Annotated in this window: 20 protein-coding genes and 1 tRNA gene; 11 read left to right on the top strand and 10 right to left on the bottom strand. The window is 59.0% G+C overall.

The features are described 5' to 3' along the window. Nucleotides 1-5: 5 nt before the first annotated feature. Entirely contained in the window at nucleotides 6-443 is a 438-nt protein-coding gene (locus ACK6D9_RS20125) for a universal stress protein (protein WP_322989368.1), read from the bottom strand. Nucleotides 444-960: 517 nt separating this feature from the next. Continuing rightward, nucleotides 961-1037: transfer RNA gene (locus ACK6D9_RS20130), tRNA-Met, on the bottom strand. A gap of 243 nt (nucleotides 1038-1280) precedes the next feature. On the opposite strand from ACK6D9_RS20130, the gene ACK6D9_RS20135 reads away from it, so the two are divergent. Further along, nucleotides 1281-2249, top strand: a complete 969-nt coding sequence (locus ACK6D9_RS20135; protein ID WP_412049860.1) for a Gfo/Idh/MocA family protein — start codon at nucleotides 1281-1283, stop codon at nucleotides 2247-2249. A 59-nt stretch (nucleotides 2250-2308) separates the two neighbouring features. Here ACK6D9_RS20135 and mnmA read toward each other — a convergent pair whose 3' ends face one another. After that, nucleotides 2309-3514, bottom strand: a complete 1206-nt coding sequence (mnmA, locus tag ACK6D9_RS20140) for a tRNA 2-thiouridine(34) synthase MnmA (RefSeq protein WP_412049861.1) — start codon at nucleotides 3512-3514, stop codon at nucleotides 2309-2311. Between the two features lie 233 nt (nucleotides 3515-3747). Between mnmA and ACK6D9_RS20145 the strand changes: the two genes are divergently transcribed. Next, nucleotides 3748-4023, top strand: coding sequence for a DUF1153 domain-containing protein (locus ACK6D9_RS20145; protein ID WP_267653756.1), 276 nt, complete (start codon nucleotides 3748-3750; stop codon nucleotides 4021-4023). A 112-nt stretch (nucleotides 4024-4135) separates the two neighbouring features. On the opposite strand, the gene ACK6D9_RS20150 is transcribed toward ACK6D9_RS20145, so the two are convergent. Further along, complete coding sequence (locus tag ACK6D9_RS20150) at nucleotides 4136-4585, bottom strand: paraquat-inducible protein A (RefSeq protein WP_412049862.1); 450 nt, start codon at nucleotides 4583-4585, stop codon at nucleotides 4136-4138. Between the two features lie 81 nt (nucleotides 4586-4666). Between ACK6D9_RS20150 and ACK6D9_RS20155 the strand changes: the two genes are divergently transcribed. Beyond that, nucleotides 4667-4945 (top strand): GNAT family N-acetyltransferase, encoded by a 279-nt coding sequence (locus ACK6D9_RS20155; protein WP_322990655.1) that lies wholly within the window; start codon nucleotides 4667-4669, stop codon nucleotides 4943-4945. Between the two features lie 204 nt (nucleotides 4946-5149). Here ACK6D9_RS20155 and ACK6D9_RS20160 read toward each other — a convergent pair whose 3' ends face one another. Next, complete coding sequence (locus ACK6D9_RS20160) at nucleotides 5150-5506, bottom strand: flagellar export protein FliJ (RefSeq protein ID WP_322990654.1); 357 nt, start codon at nucleotides 5504-5506, stop codon at nucleotides 5150-5152. A gap of 441 nt (nucleotides 5507-5947) precedes the next feature. On the opposite strand from ACK6D9_RS20160, the gene ctrA reads away from it, so the two are divergent. Further along, entirely contained in the window at nucleotides 5948-6649 is a 702-nt protein-coding gene (ctrA, locus tag ACK6D9_RS20165) for a response regulator transcription factor CtrA (protein WP_412051860.1), read from the top strand. A gap of 105 nt (nucleotides 6650-6754) precedes the next feature. Here ctrA and ACK6D9_RS20170 read toward each other — a convergent pair whose 3' ends face one another. Both ACK6D9_RS20170 and chpT read right to left on the bottom strand, forming a co-directional pair. Further along, nucleotides 6755-7117, bottom strand: coding sequence for a response regulator (locus tag ACK6D9_RS20170; RefSeq protein ID WP_322989973.1), 363 nt, complete (start codon nucleotides 7115-7117; stop codon nucleotides 6755-6757). A 196-nt stretch (nucleotides 7118-7313) separates the two neighbouring features. After that, entirely contained in the window at nucleotides 7314-7970 is a 657-nt protein-coding gene (chpT, locus tag ACK6D9_RS20175) for a histidine phosphotransferase ChpT (protein WP_322989972.1), read from the bottom strand. A gap of 246 nt (nucleotides 7971-8216) precedes the next feature. Between chpT and ACK6D9_RS20180 the strand changes: the two genes are divergently transcribed. Together ACK6D9_RS20180 and ACK6D9_RS20185 are read left to right on the top strand one after the other, a co-directional pair. After that, nucleotides 8217-8804: a DUF1134 domain-containing protein gene (locus ACK6D9_RS20180; protein WP_412051861.1), complete on the top strand. Its 588-nt coding sequence runs from the start codon at nucleotides 8217-8219 to the stop codon at nucleotides 8802-8804. 268 nt (nucleotides 8805-9072) lie between these two features. Next, a complete protein-coding gene (locus ACK6D9_RS20185) occupies nucleotides 9073-10335 on the top strand; it encodes a hypothetical protein (RefSeq protein WP_412049863.1) in 1263 nt (420 codons plus the stop codon). Between the two features lie 101 nt (nucleotides 10336-10436). On the opposite strand, the gene ACK6D9_RS20190 is transcribed toward ACK6D9_RS20185, so the two are convergent. Beyond that, nucleotides 10437-11276, bottom strand: a complete 840-nt coding sequence (locus ACK6D9_RS20190) for a TrmH family RNA methyltransferase (protein WP_412049864.1) — start codon at nucleotides 11274-11276, stop codon at nucleotides 10437-10439. Nucleotides 11277-11278: 2 nt separating this feature from the next. Beyond that, nucleotides 11279-11674: a hypothetical protein gene (locus ACK6D9_RS20195; RefSeq protein ID WP_322989968.1), complete on the bottom strand. Its 396-nt coding sequence runs from the start codon at nucleotides 11672-11674 to the stop codon at nucleotides 11279-11281. A gap of 29 nt (nucleotides 11675-11703) precedes the next feature. Here ACK6D9_RS20195 and ACK6D9_RS20200 point away from each other — a divergent pair, with 29 nt between their 5' ends. The 5 genes from ACK6D9_RS20200 (at nucleotide 11704) to ACK6D9_RS20220 (ending at nucleotide 17822) form a co-directional block, all read left to right on the top strand. Next, on the top strand, nucleotides 11704-12753 hold the full coding sequence (locus ACK6D9_RS20200; RefSeq protein ID WP_412049865.1) for an RluA family pseudouridine synthase: 1050 nt from the start codon (nucleotides 11704-11706) through the stop codon (nucleotides 12751-12753). 174 nt (nucleotides 12754-12927) lie between these two features. Continuing rightward, complete coding sequence (rpoH, locus tag ACK6D9_RS20205; RefSeq protein ID WP_322989966.1) at nucleotides 12928-13830, top strand: RNA polymerase sigma factor RpoH; 903 nt, start codon at nucleotides 12928-12930, stop codon at nucleotides 13828-13830. Between the two features lie 1120 nt (nucleotides 13831-14950). Further along, nucleotides 14951-16117, top strand: coding sequence for an AAA family ATPase (locus ACK6D9_RS20210; protein WP_412049866.1), 1167 nt, complete (start codon nucleotides 14951-14953; stop codon nucleotides 16115-16117). Next, entirely contained in the window at nucleotides 16114-16728 is a 615-nt protein-coding gene (locus ACK6D9_RS20215; protein WP_412049867.1) for a hypothetical protein, read from the top strand. Before ACK6D9_RS20210 ends, ACK6D9_RS20215 begins: the two co-directional genes overlap by 4 nt. A gap of 32 nt (nucleotides 16729-16760) precedes the next feature. Next, nucleotides 16761-17822: an aminopeptidase gene (locus ACK6D9_RS20220; RefSeq protein WP_412049868.1), complete on the top strand. Its 1062-nt coding sequence runs from the start codon at nucleotides 16761-16763 to the stop codon at nucleotides 17820-17822. A 157-nt stretch (nucleotides 17823-17979) separates the two neighbouring features. Here the strand turns inward: ACK6D9_RS20220 and ACK6D9_RS20225 are convergent, their stop codons facing one another. Next, the gene (locus ACK6D9_RS20225; protein WP_412049869.1) at nucleotides 17980-19536 is read right to left on the bottom strand and encodes a hypothetical protein; all 1557 of its coding nucleotides are present in this window, start codon (nucleotides 19534-19536) and stop codon (nucleotides 17980-17982) included. Nucleotides 19537-19543: the final 7 nt, after the last annotated feature.

A 19543-nucleotide genomic window follows, 5' to 3' on the forward strand; every position in this document is an offset into this window, starting at 1 on the left:
TCCCCTCAGCTGACCACAGTCACGGGCACTTTGGCGTGCATGACAAGGTTGGAAGTCGCGCTGCCAAACAGGCGTTTGGCAAACCCGCCCTCCGACGAACGGCTGACGATGATTTGAGCGGCGCCCTCTTCCTCGGAAATATCCATCAGGATCGAAGCCACATCCCCGTGCCTGACCCTACCGGTGGCCTTGATGCCGGCCTCGTGCAGGCTTTTTACCGCCGGGTCAACGACCCGTGACATGGCCGTTGAGATCTCCTCTTCACGGCGTTTGTGGCGCTGTGCATTCTCCTCGGCGGTCTGAAAAGAATAGGGCGACCATTCCACCACATAGACCACCACCAGCTCGCAATCCCCGATCAGTTCTGCGAGTTTTTTTGCATGAGCCACGGCGCGCTCGCCGGACCCGTGGCCATCCAGACCAACTATCAGTTTTGTAGTCATTTTTGTTCCCTTCCATCTTGACCCCCTGGACCGCGCCGGCTTCAAAAAAGAGGCAACCTGTTTCGACCAACTGAAAGATCGAAACCAACACGCGGGATCTGATGCTTTTTCAGGCACCCCTCGTCATCAAGTGTAGTCGAAAAGATCTGTATCCGCTGTTCTTCTTGAATTTTGTCCAGTCTAATTTTCCAAGCACCCGAAAACAAAAGAAAAAAATGTATAGAGCTGCAATATCATCGTTCCGATTATCACGATAATCAGCAGCTGATACGCAGCCACATCTGCTAGTCAGATGGAATTCTTGCAACTCCGATCCGGCAATCAAGTACGCAGTTCAGATTTCCGATGGAAACGGCAGGCTGCAGAAGCAATAGGAAAGCGCGTTGATGCGATCACCATCCCGCCAAAGGGTTTTGGCACCCGTATAGAAATCAAAGGATTGATCGGATTACTCGTCGAAGCGACAAATCGGGTTTCATATACCCAGATGTGTGTGTGTTGGGGGGGGGGGGGGTAATGGTAGCGGGAGAGGGACTTGAACCCCCGACACGCGGATTATGATTCCGCTGCTCTAACCAGCTGAGCTACCCCGCCGCCAGCCGCCGGCAAAAACCGGTCTGGACGGGCGGGATATAAGGGGCGGTCCCTGCCGATGTCAAGCGTGCTTTGGGCTTTTTGACGCCAATTCATCCACATCTCCCGCGCGCGCCCGTTTGCCGCTCCCCATCCGCACCTTGGGGCTTTGCGTCGCGCCCGCGCGCCTTGCCTTGAGGTGTCAACGGGTCTAATTCCGGAACCACATCCCGCAGCCCCAAGATCATAGGACCCGATCCGCCCATGCAAAGTTCCTCTCCCCCCAGCATTGTGGTCATCGGCTGCGGTTACTGGGGCTCAAATCACGCCCGCACGCTGTCCGAACTCGGCGTGCTCTACGGTGTCGCCGACAGCCATGATGACCGCAGCCAGGCACTCGCTGCCCGCCACGACGTCAAGCAGATCAAGCTGGAGGCCGTGTTTGACGATCCGGCGATTGACGCGATGGTGTTGGCGCTGCCGCCGCAATATCACGCCGACACGGCCGTTGCAGCACTTCAGGCGGGCAAGCACGTGCTGGTCGAAAAGCCGATCGCCCTGTCGGTGGCCGATGCCCGCCGCGTGGTCGAGGCCTCGGCGCAAAATCCGCATCTGGTTGCCATGACCGGTCATGTGCTGCGTTTTCACCCGGCCTTCGAGGCACTCGAGGAGATGATCGCCAGAGGTGACCTCGGCACGGTGCGCTACATCCATTCGCACCGGGTTGGCCTGGGCAAGTTTCACGCCGAAAACGACGCACTGTGGGACATTGCCCCGCATGACCTGTCACTGATTCTGGCGATCACCGGCGAAAAGCCGATCAATGTGCGCGGCGTCGGCTCGGCGATTCTCAACCGGCTGTCCGATTTCGCCCATCTGCATCTGCAGTTTCCAGGCGGCATCCGCAGCCATGTCTTCACATCGCGGCTCAATCCCTACCGCGAGCGCCGGCTTACCGTGATCGGCACCAAGGCAATGGCAGTGTTTGATGATGTCGCGCCCTGGAACGAGAAACTGGCCATCTATCACCACAAATTGTGGGAGGATGAAAACGGCTGGCAATCGGAAATGGTCGATCCGGAATATGTCGACATCGCCGATGGCATGCCGCTGACCCGCGAAGCCGCCCATTTCATCGAGTGCATTCGCACCGGGGCTCCGTCGCGCACGCGGGTGGCCGATGGCCTGGCGGTGATCGAGATCCTCTCGGAAGGCAGCGTCCGTCACGATTGACGCCAATTTCCCGCCCCCGATTTTAAAGTCAGGGGCGGTAAGCTCGGCGCAAAACCTGCTCAGGCTGCCGGAACCAGCAAATTGGCAAGCATGGCTTCGGCAGCAGGCGAGCGTTCGGAACGGTTGATGAAACCGCCGCCATACACCCGTGCATCGTCACCGGGCGCGGAATAGAGTACACAGGCCTGCCCCGGCGCGACGCCGGCCTCGCCCTCGATAAGCTCGACCGAGATCTCGCCATCGACGCACCGCAGCAGCGCCGGCCGCGGCGGCCGTGTCGAGCGCACCTTGGCAAAGCATTCAAGCTCATCTGAACCCAACTCGCTCAAATCCGCATCCCCCAGCCAGTTGACATTGCGCAGGATCAGCTTGCGTGTATCAAGCGCCTCGCGCGGGCCGACAATCACCCGCCGCGAGCGCGCATCGAGATGCACCACATACAACGGGTCTCCGGTCGCCACGCCAATGCCGCGGCGCTGGCCGATGGTGAAATGAACAATGCCGGGATGCTCGCCCAGCACGCGCCCGTCAATATGGACGATCTCGCCGGCCAGTGCCGAATTGGGGCGCAATTTTTCAATCACGGTGGCGTATTTGCCCTGCGGCACGAAGCAGATGTCCTGGCTGTCGGCTTTCTGCGCCACCGTCAGGCCCATTTCCTCGGCCAGTTCACGGGTGCGGATCTTGGGCAATTCGCCAAGCGGAAAGCGCACGTAATCAAGCTGATCCTGGGTGGTGGCAAACAGGAAGTAGCTCTGGTCGCGGTCCGCATCGACCGGCCGGTAAAGCGCCCGACGCCCGGGATGGCCGGGGATCGGGTTGGCCCGCGAGCGGATATAGTGTCCGGTCGCCAGCGCATCGGCGCCCAGATCGCGCGCTGTCGCCAGCAGATCGGCAAACTTGACGGTCTGGTTGCAAGCCACGCAAGGGATTGGCGTTTCGCCCGCGACATAGCTGTCGGCAAACGGATTGATCACCGCATCGCGAAAACGTTTTTCATAATCAAGCACATAATGTGGAATGCCGAGCGTTTCGCAGACCCGACGAGCATCGTCGATGTCCTGGCCTGCACAACAGGAGCCAGCCCGGTGCACGGCGGCCCCATGGTCATACAGCTGCAGCGTCACGCCGAGCACATCATAGCCCTGCCGGGCAAGAATCCCGGCCACGACCGAACTGTCCACGCCGCCAGACATGGCGACCACCACCCGCGTATCGCGCGGATCCTTGTCAATATCGAGATTGTTCACTGTCATTCCCGTCATTCAACAGCGTTCAAGGCGCTGATCAAGCGGTTGCAAATATATCCGTACCGGACACTCCCTTTATAGGGTTTGCAGCGGCGCGCAACAAGAGCGCCGGCGCGACTTGCGGTCGCGGGTCGCGCATTTTGCCACCTGTGCCAAAGATTACCGAAACCTTGTCAGGCCCTTAGGCAATTTTTAAACCCCCGCCTGTAGGGTCAGGTCAGTAGGTCTTGAGTGTGTAAGAGAGTCCAATGACCGATATGGTACGACCCCGTGTCAAATATGTGATCGGCCCCGACGGGAGTCCGTTGACGATTGCTGATTTGCCGCCCGCAAACACCCGAAGGTGGGTAATCCGCCGGAAGGCCGAAGTGGTAGCCGCTGTCCGCGGCGGCCTGCTCAGTCTCGAAGAGGCCTGTGCACGCTACACGTTGACTGTCGAGGAGTTCCTCTCCTGGCAGTCGTCGATCAGCGACCATGGCCTTGCCGGTCTGCGCACCACGCGCATCCAGCAATACCGGCACTGAGCCGCACTGCCGTCACTTTTCCGTCCCGTATCTCAATCCCGTCCCCTTCCGGGGGCGGGATTGAGATACGCGCTTCGGTTAGGCAACCGGCGTGACGGCAAGCACCGTCGGTTCACTGTGCTGAGGCTCGTCCCGCCAGTCCGTGGGCGAGTGCGGCCATCAAGGCCGAGCCGGCATAAAACCACAGGCCTGGTTGCGAGAACGCGCTGGCGATTCCACCGGTTTTCGCCGCGACGATCACCAGCGCCACCAGCACCACATCCATCAGCGACCAACGGCTGAGCTGCGGCAGCACGGCTTGGGCCATTGCTGATTCGGGCTGCTGTCCCAGTGCTTCCGCGGTAATAACCAGCATCTTGATTACCGGAAACACCAGCGACACCAGCCCGACCACAACCGCCAGCACCGCGTCATCACCAGCCCAGAGCGCAGCGACCACGCCCAGCAGCGACGGCGATTGATCGAAAAAATAGAGTGTTTCGAATCGCACCAGCGGCAAAACCACGCCAAGGCCGAAAAAAAACGGCGCGAGCACAAGCGCCGCCACAAGCATCCAACGCATTGTCTCTCCTGTGAACTTGACCCGGTGCCGCCCGCTCTCCATATCCGAGATCAGCGTCAATTGGCAAATGGGGGGACTGTCATGGAGATCACCGAGGAAGCAGGGCCAACCGGGGGCCGCTATATTGCCCGCCTGGACGGCGTCGAGGCAGAAATGACCTATTCGCGCACGTCACCCGAGCTGATCATTATCGATCACACCGGTGTCCCCGACAGCCTGCGCGGCAAGGGGGTTGGTCAGGCGCTTGCTGCCCACGCCATCGAGGCCGCTCGCGCCGGCGGCTGGAAAATCATCCCGCTCTGTCCGTTTTTCAAAGCTCAGGCCCGGCGCCACCCGGAATGGCACGACGCGGTCGTCTGATCGCGCCGGCAATCTCCACGCGGAGGCTCGGACACGGCTGCACCAGCCCTGCTCGGGCCACACGCCGCACATGTCATTTCTATGCTTTAACCGCATGAATTAATGCGCGAATAGCTGCAACGCACGGCCAATCGCAGGCGCGAACCTCAGCCCGCGCCTGCCCATGAAAATCAACATTCTCCCGGACCGCAAGGCCCGAAATTGTCAAACCGTCCGGCTTGCCCGGTGGCCGGCGTCACGCTCTTCAAGCGCTGCCGCCTTGTCATACTCGGCCTGCGCCTCTTCGAGCGCCAGTTCGGCCGCATCAAGCTGCACTTTCAATTCACGAATTGAATTCTGCAGATTGTCCGACCGCTGACGCGCCGCCTTGGCGAAGGTTGGATAGGCAAAATGGGAGGGATCGGTGATGCCGGCCTTTTTCTCCTCGGCGGTGATCTGGTACTCCAGCTCGGCCGCCATCTTTTCCATTTCCGCCATCATCAGTTGGATCTGCCCAAGCTGACGTGTTTTTTCGTTAACCTGAAACTGCTTCAGGCGAACATGGCTCTCACGCGACTTCATACGCAATACTCCCGTGATGCGAGACCCCGGTTACTGAAAACTCACAACTCCGGCACAAGCGCCGGACCCGCTGTCTCAAAAAATGACCATGGCGTTAACTTTTTTACCGCCACGGTAACCATTCATTTACGGGCATCGTTAATACTAACGGTCATGGTTTAAGGCGGGGTAAACGGGAAACAAGTTTTTTTTCGGCTCGCTTTTTAGAGTCCTTTGAATCAGTTGGTGACGTTTCTTCATGTTTTACATCAACTTATTTGATCTGGATTTCCAGATATGAATCAGGAGTTTGCCGGTGATAATTAACAATTCGATATTGGTTGCGTAACCTGATTAGAATTTGTTAACCATTACGTGGCAGCCTCCAAATCAGGCAACGACTGGATCCGTATCGCACAAATGGATCACAATGACCTTTCGGCGGCGGAAAAGGGGACAAATATGCGGGTTTTATTGATCGAGGATGACAGCGCGACAGCGCAGAGCATCGAATTGATGCTGAAGTCTGAGAGCTTCAACGTCTACACCACGGATCTGGGCGAAGAGGGTGTCGATCTCGGCAAACTTTATGATTACGACATCATACTTCTCGATCTCAACTTACCGGACATGTCCGGGTACGAAGTTTTGCGGACTTTGCGGCTTTCAAAGGTCAAGACACCAATCCTGATCCTGTCCGGCATGGCAGGCATCGAGGACAAGGTGCGTGGCCTGGGCTTCGGTGCCGACGACTACATGACCAAGCCATTCCACAAGGATGAGCTGGTCGCTCGTATCCACGCCATCGTCCGGCGTTCCAAGGGTCACGCCCAATCGGTCATCACCACCGGCGACCTGGTCGTCAACCTGGATGCCAAGACTGTCGAAGTCGGCTCACAGCGGGTGCACCTGACCGGCAAGGAATACCAGATGCTGGAACTGCTTTCCCTGCGCAAGGGCACGACCCTGACCAAGGAAATGTTCCTCAACCATCTTTATGGCGGCATGGACGAGCCGGAACTGAAGATCATCGACGTCTTCATCTGCAAGCTGCGCAAGAAACTGGCCACATCGGCTGGCGGCAAGAATTACATCGAGACGGTCTGGGGCCGTGGCTATGTGCTGCGCGAGCCGGAAGAAACCGAAATTCGGGAAAGTGCCTGATTTCTGTTAGGCGCAATTCGGAAAATGAAAAAACCCGCCGGACTGGCGGGTTTTTGCTGTGTGGATATGTAGATAAGGTCCACAGTTGACGCCAAATCAAGCTTTTCAGGCAGCAATCGCATAGGGGGCAAAGGCTTCTGTCAGACTGCGGCGGTCGAATGGCTTGAGCAGGAAATCATCCGCTCCCGCCCGCTTGCCGGCCATCATCTGCTTGAATTCCTTTTCGATCATCAGGTAGTGGATGCGCACGTCTTTGCCGCCATCCATCTGCCTGACCGAAGAGATCAATTCCAGCGCGTCGGTCATGCCGGCATCAACCAGCAACACCTCGGGCAACTGAGCGTCACACATGATCATCGCTTCGCCCGCGTTTGACGCTTCAATGACCAGAAAATCCAGCCCGGTCAGGATGCGCTTGGCTACCTTGCAGATTACGGCGGAATCGTCGGCGATCATCAAGCGGCGCATGGCGGCTCTCCTCTTGCTATGTCTCGTGGCGGGTCTCACGACAAGAACCGTCTGTATCGAGGAGAGACTAGCGCGAGGGAGCGAAGATTTCGTAATCAGACAAGCTTAACGGAGCGTTGCCGAGAGGACTTGGCTTCCCGGCAACGCCTTCCCCGACGTCAGGCACCAGGTTCGGGCCCAACGTCAGGCATCAACTTCAGGCCTCGGTGGCTTCGCCGCGCTGGGCGGTAAACACAACCTCATCGGCATTTGCCGAACAGGCCAGCGTCAACCCGGCCTCCTGTGCCAACAATACCGTGTAATAGGGCTGGATCGAATGGGCGTCGATCGCCTCGTCGAGATTGCCGGAATAGATTTCGAGGAACTTCGGCGGCACCCGCACCATCCGTCCCTTGCATACCAGCCGGAACCGCGGATCGGTTTCCGGTGTTTCCAGTGTCACATCGATTTCCCCGCCCCGCGGGATCGCCCCATAGGCAACCAGAAACAGGTTGAGCAGCAATTTGACCTGATTCTTGGGAATGATCGCCCGCGGGCCGCTCCATTTCACTTCGGTCTTCTTGTCCGCTGAGACGTAATCGAGAACCGCTTTTTCGGCCTCGCCGGTATCGATCGATGCACCCACGGAGCCAGACGCACCAAAGGCAAGACGGGCAAATTTCAATCTGACCGAGGCATTGAGCGCGCTGGTCCGAATAAGGTCCATGGCGTCGGCATCAGCGCCGCCTTCATCAAGCAGTTCGAGGCCATTGTTGATCGCCCCGACAGGCGAGATGATGTCATGACACACGCGGCTGCACAAAAGCGCTGCCAGATCTGGACCAGCCAGGGTCAAATTGTGATTCTTCGGCATCGAAATCTCCTGTTCGCGCGCTCCGCGCGCAGAATCGTCGTGACAGCAAAATTGCACCAGGTGCGGTTTATCGCAAGCGCAGCCTCCCGCCGAGTGATCGCAAGCTTACGCTTCGACAACCGCACCGGAAGGAATATCGCCCTAAAGACACCACATTTGGTAAACCGCTTATTAAGATCGGGGCGCCACAATGTGATCAATCTATCCTGCGGTAACTATCGCCTTTTCAACGGAGTGGACCCCATGATCGCGTCCCGCTTTCACCACAGTGCCCTCACCCTATTCTTGCTGTCGTTGCTTGCCATTGTCGGCCTGGCCCCGAGCGCTCACGCTCAGTCGGCGGAAAATTCATCGCAATACACAGCACAGGAAATTATCGACGCAGGTCACGGTTTCTTCGGCTCGACCTCTGGCGGCCTTGCCAAGATTGTCGAGAAAGCCTTTCAGTCCTACGGGCTTCCCAACGGCTATATCCTTGGCCAGGAAGCCTCAGGCGCCTTCATTGGTGGCCTGACCTATGGAGAAGGCGGCTTGTACACCAAGAACGCTGGTCAGCACGACGTCTTCTGGCAGGGGCCGTCACTGGGCTGGGATTACGGCGGCAGCGGCAACCGGACCATGATGCTGGTCTACAACCTCCCCAGTGTCGAGGGCGTGTATGGCAGATTTGGTGGCGTTTCCGGCTCGGCCTACGTGATTGCCGGACTTGGCATGACCGTTTTGAAACGCGACGGCGTGCTGGTGGTCCCGATCCGGACCGGCGTCGGCGCACGTCTCGGCATCAATGTCGGCTACCTCAAGATGACGACCGCGCCGACCTGGAACCCGTTCTGACAAGCAGTCGGGAATCATTACATCGGATGAAGCAGCCGGCGACGGCTGCTTTTTTCTTTACCGCCCTCAATCGATTTTGTTCCCAATGTGAAACAGTCAAACATGGTCACGGGATCAGGCTTGGACTTGATGATCTGCACCTTGCAGCGCCTGTGGCAAAGACTTGCAACCATCCGATTGCTTGCCCAGGCGGTTCTGGCATGCTTAAAGCTCTATTCCCGGTCCCACACGATGATATCGGCCCGGTTTTTGTTGAGATGGATACACCGTGATTGAGTTTGTCCTGCTGTTTGCACTGGGTTTTCTTGCTGCTGCTCTGGTGGCATTGATCATCGCGCCCATTATCCAGCGCCGCGTGGTAACCCTCACTGAAAGACGCATGCGTGCCAGCGTACCACTTTCGACCGCCGAAATTCGTGCCGAGAAAGATATGGCCCGCGCTGCTTACGCCGCGGAAAATGCGCGGCTTTCCGTTGATCTCAGACACAACCGCGACGAACTCAGCCAGGCAGTGGCCCGCGCCACGCGATTGTCCGGCGACCTGACCGCCCTGCGTGCGGAAAAGATCGAGGCCGAACAGGCTATTGAAGCCCGGGACACCAGCATTCGCGACCTCACCGCTCAGATGCACAAGCGCGAGGAAGGAATCATCAATCTCACCGCCGAATTGGGCGAAAAGACGCGACTGGCCGAGGCCCGTCAGCATGAAATCGCGCACCGCGACGACCAGATCAACCGCCTTGGTGCAGAGATCGAGGAGATGCGCATCGACCTGGTGACGCTCGACACCGAAGCGGAAAACTTCAAGTCGCAAATCCGCGAACTGCGCGACGAGCGCCGCGCCCTGCGCGAAACGCTCAAGGAAACCGAAGCGGCAAACCAGGACCTGTCGTTCCGCCTGAACCGAGAGGAATCCCGTTTCGCCGAATTGGAACAGAAGCTGGCAACCACCATCACCAAGCTCACGGACCGCGAAAACGCGCTCGATCGGCGCAGCGCCGAAGTCGAACGCTACAAGCAGAAAAACCGCGACATCGCGAACGAACTGAGGTCCGCCAAGCGTGACCTCAGGGATGCCCAGAAGGTTGCACGCATCTCAGGCGTCCCTGACAGGCAGGACCGCGTCAGCAACAACGAGCGGCCGGCGGAGACCCCACCGCAGCCCGTGCTGGCGACCAGCCGCGACAACACCGGTGTCGACCACGACAGCTTCGAAGATCCCGCCGAATTCGAAGATGTCGACGATTTTGCCGAGGATCTGTCCGAGAATGAAAAAATCGACCGGCTTCGCGCCCGCCAGGCAGCACTGATCGAGCGGCTGATGAAAGCCAACAAGAACGACAACGATGCCGCCTTGCGGCGCGAGATTGCCACCGTAGCCGCGATGATGGTGGAACTGACCGCCAGCCGTGACGGACCATCTTCGCCGATCCTCAAGATCCTCAAAGGCAGCGAAGAACCCAACCGGGCGAGCGGTTCAGACCCGAGCTTGGCGACGCGTGCCCGCGAGATGCTGGACGCCAGCCGTTGAGGCCGTCGTCCTGTGTAACGTGATCGGTCACGTATCTCGCCAACTGAAACAAAAATCACCGGGCCGGCTGCCCCTTTTCACCGCTTTCTACGCGACCGCATTTAGCGACTGGTTCGCCCCATCCGGCTTGCCGCATGCCACAATGCAATGCCGCTCGCCGTCGCCACATTGAGGCTGTCGAGCCCCGGCGCCTGCTCGATTCTGAGCGTCTTCACCTGGTCGATGATCTGCTCGGGCAGCCCCTCGCCTTCGGTCCCGGCCAGCAGCGCCACCCGGCGGCCGGGTTGAAAATCGCTCAGTGCCCCGGTGCCTCGCGGTGACAATCCGACAACCTCGAAACCGTGGCCCGATAATTCTGCCACCAGCTCGGCAATCGAGCCGCCGCGGCAGAACGGAACCCGCAGCGCCGCGCCGACCGAAACCCGAATCGCCTTGCGGTACAAGGGATCGCAGCAGCTATCGTCGAGCACGACGCCATCGGCACCAAACACCCCGGCATTGCGAAAGATGCCGCCGATATTGTCATGATTGGCAATGCCGCAGGCCGCCACCAGCAATGCCTGCTCAGGCAGTCGGGAAATGAATTCGCGCAGTCCCGCCACCGGCAGATACCGCCCCAGCGCCAGAACCCCGCGATGCATGGCAAATCCGACGACCGCGTCGATCACCTCGCGCCCGGCGACATAGACAGGACAGTCCGGGTCAAGCTGCGCGATCAGGTCGCTGAGCCCGGCGACACGGTTTTCCAGGATCAGGACCTTTTCGATCACAAACCGCTTGTGCCCTGCCTCGGCCTCGGCAAGCGCCTGCAGCACCACCCGGCCTTCGGCGATGAAACGGTTGCCGCGCCCCGCCAGATCCCGATCACGCATCGCGGTAAACTCGGCAATGCGCGGATCAGCGGGGTCGGCAACAGGCGTCAGGCGCGCCGGCGCGGTCATGATCAGCGGTTGATTACGACGATGTCGCCGACATTGCGGCCCACCGACAAATCATGAATGATCAGCCGTCGCGATCCATCCTCTGCCCGGCCGAAGAACCCGATACGGGTGCCGTCTAGCGACACGCTTTCGACCGTAAACCCCTGCGGCAGCGCCGCCACGGCCTCGATCGGTGCATCGGCGGGCACCGCCATCGACGAACTGGAAGGTACCTTGGCCGCAACATTTGAATCGTCGCTGCGCGTGAATTTATAGACAATTGCGCCCAGCACGGCCATAAGGCCGATGAACATGATGGCGATCGACACGGCCAGCAGCCGTACCATCTTGCGCCGCACCTTTTCCATATCCGGATCAAGCGGCTTTTCGTCGAGATCGTCCTCGTTGACTTGCGACATTACCATTCCTTGCCGGGCGGACCCTGAAATTGAAGAACGCGACACCGTTTACCGAAGCCCAGCCCGATAGGGAACCCCATGCGGCGCCTGAAGTTCTTGTGGCGGGCGAAGATGCCGAAGGCCGGCTCGATGTCTGGCTCGCGGCGACGCTCGAACCCGACATTTCCCGCAGCCGCGTCAAGGCGCTGATCGAGGCCGGCGCAGTCAGCGTCAACGGCAAGACCGCCACCCACGCCAAACACAAGATCCAGGCTGGCGACCAGGTCGAACTGGTAATGCCCGAGCCCGAGGACCCGGTGCCGCAGGGCGAGGATATTGCGCTTGATATCCTGTACGAAGATGCCGACCTGATCGTGCTCAACAAGCAGGCCCGCCTGGTCGTCCATCCCGGCGCTGGCAACTGGACCGGCACCCTGGTCAACGCCCTGATCCACCATTGCGGCGACAGCCTGTCGGGCATCGGCGGCGTGCGCCGGCCCGGCATTGTCCACCGGCTCGACCGCGATACCACAGGCGTGATGGTGGTGGCGAAAAACGATCTCGCCCACCGCCACCTCGCTGCACAATTCGCTGACCACGGCCTTACCGGGCCGCTGGAGCGCGCCTACCAGGCGATTGTCTGGGGCAAGCCGCAAGGGCTCAAGGGCACCATCAACGCCAACCTTGGCCGCGGCCGCGACCGCACCCGCCGCGCCGTGCGCAAGGATGACGGCGATGATGTGCGCCACGCCGTGACCCACTATCTGGTCACCGAGCGCTATGAGGAAAAGCCCGACGGGTCCTGCGCCGGCTCGATGGTGGAATGCCGGCTTGAAACCGGCCGCACCCACCAGATCCGGGTGCACATGGCCCATATCGGTCACCCGCTGGTGGGTGACGCCGAATATGGCGGCGCTTTCCGGACCAAGGCCAACCGGCTGCCCGACACTGTTCGCGAGACAGTCAATGCGTTCCCGCGCCAGGCGCTGCACGCATTTCTGTTGGTATTCGAGCACCCGGCAAGCGGCGAAACCATGCGTTTTGAAGCGCCGCTGCCGCCGGACATGGAAGAATTACGACTGGCTTTTGCCAGACTCTGACCGGCGCCAACAGCACGCGCATGTTCCGATATCACGCGAGTGTGTGCCAATTGCACCTTGATCCCGGCTTTCGCCACAATTAGATGGCACTTGGACAGGTTCGAACGCGTTGTTCGGTTCGAGCCAGAAAGCTTGCCGTCAGGAAGCTGAAAATTCGGAAGAAAGGGTGCTATTATGGCCCAATCAAGTATGCCAACAATCTCCGCAGGCGAGAACGGCTTAAACCGCTACATGGCGGAAATCCGCAAGTTCCCGATGCTGGAGCCGCAAGAAGAATACATGCTCGCCAAGCGTTTCCTCGAACATGAGGACACCAAGGCGGCGCACAAGCTCGTCACCAGCCATCTCAGGCTGGTCGCCAAGATCGCCATGGGCTATCGCGGCTACGGCTTGCCGATCGGGGAAGTGATCTCCGAGGGCAATGTCGGCCTGATGCAGGCGGTCAAGAAATTCGATCCGGAGCGCGGTTTCCGCCTCGCCACCTACGCCATGTGGTGGATCAAGGCGTCGATCCAGGAATACATCCTGCGCTCATGGAGCCTCGTCAAGATGGGCACCACCGCCAACCAGAAGCGGCTGTTCTTCAACCTGCGCAAGGTCAAGAGCCGGATTCAGGCTGTCGAGGATGGCGATCTGCGCCCTGACCAGGTTGCTGAAATTGCTACAAAACTCAATGTCTCCGAGGCCGAAGTCATTTCGATGAACCGGCGGCTTGCCGGCGACGCCTCGCTCAATGCCCCGATCCGGGCCAGCGAGGGCGAATCCGGCCAGTGGCAGGATTGGCTGGTTGATGATTCGGAAAGCCAGGAAGACATGCTGGTCGAACAGGATCAGCTCGAAACCCGCCGCGCCATGCTGCAGGGTGCGCTCGACGTGCTCAACGAACGCGAACGGCGCATCTTCGAGGCGCGGCGTTTGCGTGACGATCCGATCACGCTGGAAGACCTGTCGACAGAATTCAGCATCAGCCGCGAGCGGGTGCGCCAGATCGAGGTTCGCGCCTTTGAAAAGGTCCAGGACGCTGTCCAGAAGGCCGCGGCTGCTCGCGACAAGGCGCTGGTCACCGTCGCCGACTGACCGCGCACTGATTGCGAAACATTTCCGACCCCGGAAGCGCCCCCGCTTTCGGGGTTTTGTTTGCGCGGGTCATGGGGACCGGCTTTGCCCCGTCATGCTCGGCACATACCTTCGTCATCCTCGGTCTCCAAGGCGGCATTCCTATACATCCGTGAGCCGGACTTGATCCAGACAGGTGAAGCATCGTCGCAGCCGTTGGCGTCCCCTGCCCTTCCGTCATGCCGGACTTGATCCGGCATCCAGCGACCCGGAGTCTGCCGGGTCAAAGGGCTCTTTCCGCCCAAGAACTTGGGCGTGCTGGATACCGGATCAAGTCCGGCATGACGGTGTGGAGAGATCGCGCCCGCAATGCATCGCGGCTGTATGTCCTGTCCCATCAGCCCACCGGTCACACCAAAACCCCGCGCGCGAAATGAAACTCGCCGACGGTCTGGGGCATGTGCTGGTCCGGGAGAACAATCCGGACTTGTGGGGCGCGGGCAAATGGCCCGTGGTGGTATGGAGAATGTGGCTTGGCGCAGTCACCCGCGCCCCACCGGTGAGGGACACATGCGCCTTCCGGGCGCACATGGGGCTCCTCCCCGCGATCAGGTCGACACAGTCCCGGACGGTTTCGTCTCGTTCGGCTGAACCGCCAACCGAACCCGTCCACTCCCGATCTGCTCCCGGCCTCAATACCGTCCAGCCTGATCAGGCCTTGTCAGAACCAGCGTCTTTCGACGCCGCCGGTGCTGGCGCGGACCAGCAGGTCTCCGGTTCCGGCTTTTTTGCCGGGGTGTTCCCAATCGCCGAGTTTCTGGCCTGCAGGTACGGTGCCCGCCCGCCAGAACTCACCGCCTCCCGCCGGCCAAGGCTCCGTCAGCCCTGGCCATCCGCTTGGAACGGAAGGTCGGGCCAGTGTGGCACGGGGCGAAAGGGTGTGGAAAAAATGGGGACATTTTTTGGGCGGGCTAGCTCGGCAGCGAAGCGCTAATTATTGCGGCAGCTAATATAGGAATAAAGCTAGTGATAGCCTGACATACGCTTACAGCCCGACGACCCGCTACGAATGTGGTAGAGGAGGCTTGTGAGAAATTATCACGGTGCTTAATCTCTCCAGACATCAATTCTAGGAAGCCCAATGCACATCAGCCGTTTGAAACTTAAGAACTGGCGGAACTTTAAGTCTGGTGAAATTCAGGACCTTCCCGAATCCGTCTACATTTTGGGGCCTAATGCTGCAGGCAAATCAAATCTCTTGGATGCCATACGCTTTTTGAGGGATGTGTCGAAACATCGTGGGGGCGGGCTTCAGGATGCAATCGAACGTCGCGGGGGTGTCGGAAAGATACGATGCTTACATGCCCGAGCCGACACTGAAATACTTATTGAGGCTGATGTTGTTGACGACAGTGATACTCTAATTTGGAGGTACGAACTCGGTTTCAACATTCCACCAAAAGGCAAGCGTGATCCGCAGGTAACAAAGGAACGAGTGACATCATTTCAACCGGATGGAGCGTCTGCTGTTTTGCTTGAGAGGCCAGGGCCGCCCGAAAAAAGTGATGAACTGCTCCTTCGTGAAACGCATATTGAGCAAATCAGTGCGAATGCGAAATTTCGCGATCTGGCAGATTTCTTTTCTGGTGCGACCTATGTTCATCTCGTACCTCAACTTTTGAAATTCGGTGATCAAATTGGCGGGCGGGTCATCGACGATGATCCATTTGGTCAAGAATTCATGTTGAGAATCGCACGTACTACACCTCGTATAAGAGAGGCTCGCTTGAAGCGCATAGAAACTGCCTTACGGACAATTGTCCCGCATCTGGAAGACCTAAGGTTCCTAAATGATGACATTACTGGCCATCCGCATTTAGAGATCCGGTTTAAGCATCACCGACCCCGAGGGGCTAGACAGCGAGAAGATCAGTTTTCCGATGGAACGTTGAGAATAATGTCGATCCTTTGGCTTCTGCAGGAGCGCGGAAACTCGCCTTTGCTTCTTGAGGAACCAGAACTATCTCTGAACGAAGAGATTGTGGCACAGCTCCCAAGAATAATGGCATCAGTAAAATCAAAATCACGAAGCGGCAGGCAATACATTATCACAACTCATAGCGAAGCGCTTCTATCAAATTCCGGTATAGATCCTCGCGGAATAGTAATAATCACACCTTCAGATGACGGGTCTAGTGTTCGTGGCGTATCCGAAGATGAGAAATCTGCACTTTGTGCAGGTCTTTCTGCTGCAGAAGCAGTTCTGCCAAACGCAAGGAAAACTGGTCAGCTAGATTTACTATTATGACTGTCTTTTATTGCATAGAGGACGAACTGAGTCGAGTAGTTGCTGAAAGGCTTATCCGCGAGTGCTGTCCAATTGGCACCAACATGCAAGAACTTGGAAAAGCCCATGGTGGGTTTGGTTACATTAGGAAAAATTTGCAAAAATTTCATAGTCTCGCGCAAAGATCACCAGTACTTATTATTACGGACTTGGATCGGGGAGTGTGCGCACCTTCGCTTAGAAATAGCTGGCTGCAGGCGGCCAACATTCTGGAGCCTTTGCCAGAAAACATGTTGTTCTGCATAGCCCAGACAGAAATTGAATCTTGGTTATTAGCCGATACAAAGGGTATCTCCACCTTTTTGAAAGTCAGCCCAGGCAGACTGACTGCTAACATTGAGACGTCCACCGTTGACTCGAAGGAATATCTCGTTCGGTTAGCTATGGGTTCTTCAAACGCCGACATTCGGCGTGACTTGACGCCCGCTCCCAAAAGCACTGCACCAACCGGGCTCAGTTACAATTTCAGATTGTCTCAATTTGTCTGCAATGATTGGAATCCTCGAGAAGCGGCAGCAAATAGCTTTAGCCTTCGTCGTGCTATTACTAAATTGTCTTCATTGAATAGGTAAAAGGCACCGCTTAGCAATCCTGTGGGCAGACCGTGAAGCGCATCTTCTTTCGAGTGATTTTCGCGTTGGGACTGGTGTCCGGCCTGAGCGGGTGCATTGGCGTGTCCTATTACGCGCAGTCGCTGAAGGGCCATGTCGAGATCATGACGGCGCGCCAGCCGGTCGCCAGGCTGATCGACGATGCGTCGACGCCCGAGGGCTTGCGCGCGCGCATGGCCTCGGCGCGCGCCATAAGACAGTTTGCCACCGACGAGCTCGACCTGCCCGACAATGCGAGCTACCGCTCCTACGTCGATATCGGCCGGGACTATGTGACCTGGGCGGTGTTTGCAGCACCGGAATTCTCGGTCGTGCCGCGGGTCTGGTGTTTTCCGGTGTTCGGCTGCGTGCCCTACCGGGGCTATTTCTCCAAAAGCACGGCGGTTAAAACCGCTGTTGAGCTGCAGCAGCAGGGCCTGGACGTACATGTCTCGGGCGTCACCGCCTATTCCACGCTGGGCTGGTCAAGTGATCCGCTGCTTTCGACCATGCTGCGCCAGGATGAAACCTACCTCGCAGGCCTGGTGTTTCATGAGCTCGCCCACCAGCGCGTTTATGTCGATGATGATTCCGCCTTCAACGAGGCCTTCGCCGTGACTGTCGAAACCACCGGGGTGAAGGCATGGCTGCGCGCAAATGGCGATACGGCGGGACTTGGCCGCTACGAAGCGGGGCTGAAGCGCAATGCCCAATTTCTTGCGCTGGTGGCGCAAACCCGGACCGAGTTGAGCAACGTCTATCAGGGCGCTGGCACCGTTGCGCAGAAACGCGCCGCAAAGGCAGCCGCGATCGAACGGCTCAGGGTGCGTTACCGAAAGATGCGGGAAAGCCGCTGGGGTGGATTTGGCGGATATGATGCCTGGGTCGAGGCGCCGATCAACAACGCCAAGATCTCGGCAATGTCGGTCTACAATGACCGGGTGCCGGCGTTTATGCGCCTGTTCGAACTGTGCGCGGGCGACTATCCACGGTTTTACGCGGCAGTGGGACGGTTAGGCCGGCTAGCCAAGGCAGATAGGGCCGCGGCACTCGAGGCCGCCAAGACGTGTGAGTGAGGTTGAGCCTCAAATCTTCCCCTTGCGGTGGAGATGTCACGAAGTGACAAAGGGGGGTCAAAACCCGCCTTCTGTGATTGCCGCATTACCCCCTCTGTCGGCTATGCCGACATCTCCCCCCACAAAGGGGGGAGATTAGCCCGCGGCTGTGTCACCCTCAGTTCTGCGGCGTGGCGCGGGCCCAGGCATCGAGCGCCTCGTTGAACACTTCGGTACCGCTGGCGCCTTTTTCGAGCGTGATCAGCGCCTGCCGGCCATTGGCATAGACCAGCGGGATATCGATCCAGTTGCGGTCGCGCATCAGGCTATCATTGGTCTTGCGCGCTTCGTCGAGATCGTTCAGCGCCACCATGTAGAAATCCTGGGTGATCTTGGCCGGCACCGCAATCAGCGGCGTGCCCTGGTCGGCCTCGGTCTGCTTGAAGGTGATGCGTTGCAGCTGATCGATCGAGCCGCCATCAAAATCCGCGGGCACGGCGAAAACCACCTCGATGATGTGGCTCGCCGGCAAGGACGGATCGGTGTTGCGCTTGATGGTGAGCAGTGCCGAAAGACCCTTGTCGGGATTGTTGATCTCGCCGCGAATGACCGCTTCATCCGGACCAGCATCAGCCTTCTCGTTGACCAACGTCCAGACTACCGTGCCCTGCTTGACCTCCAGTGATTGCGCGCCGAGGCGCTCTTCATAGAGGATCATCTTCTGGGCCACGCCAAGCGGCTGGGCTTGAGTGGCTGCGGCTTCTTCGGGGGCAACGGCCGCATCGGCGGTGGTCGCGTCGGCCACGGCATCATCGGCAGGTGCGTCATCGGTCAGTGCGGCAACCGAGCGGCCCTCAACGGTATCATCAGCGGCAGGTCCGGGCGCCGGGCCGGGATCGGTTTCGGTTCCGTCGGCATTGAGGCGCTGGGTGAATTTTTCGCCGGCGCCTGAATCGGTTTCCGGCGCGGGGGCTACCGGGGTCTCTTCGGTGGTCTCCACCGCCGGCGCGGTTTCCGGTTCAGCCGGAGTCGCCACCGGGGCCGTTGTCGGTTCGGACCCTTCGACCGCCACCGGCGTGTCGCCGGAGGTAGCGCCAAACATCGCCACGAACGTGTCCTTGTAGGCCCATCCGGCAAACGCGGCGACGCCAAACACCAGGATCACCACCAGTGCCAGCACACCGCCCTTGCCGCCCGATGCGGACTGCTTGCGTGCACTCCGCGAGGACTGGACCGATTTTGCAGCCAGCCCAAAAGCCTCGTCATGCGCACTGCCAACCAGCTCGGCCGGTCGCGACCCGGTTTCGGGGGCAGCCGGTGCGATTGTGGTATCGGCCACAGCCGGTTCCGGCACCGCAGCGGCTGGTGTTGCCAAGCCCGCGGCAACGGCCGGTTTTGGCTCCGGCTCCGGTTCCGGTTCGGGCGCGGTCTCGGTCTCGGTCTCGGTGAGCACAGGGCTCTTTTCGACCATCGATTCCAGTTCCGCCATCAAGGCGTCGGTTTCATCGACATCGGCCGGAAGCGCTTCGATATGCTCGCTTTCAACCTCCTCGATTGCCTGGTCGAGTTTGTCGAGTTGGCGGGCAATCACCTCGTCGGCGGGCTGCGGGTTGATGGCTTCAAGTTGACGGCGGATTGCGGCCCGCGCCTTGCCATAGACCTTGGTTCGGTTCTCCGGTGTGTTTTCAGGCAGGTTATCGACCGCCTTCCGGATGACTGCTACAAAATCCGCCATGGTTTAC

The organism is Hoeflea sp. Naph1, from assembly GCF_046837775.1.
Lineage (GTDB): Bacteria > Pseudomonadota > Alphaproteobacteria > Rhizobiales > Rhizobiaceae > Hoeflea.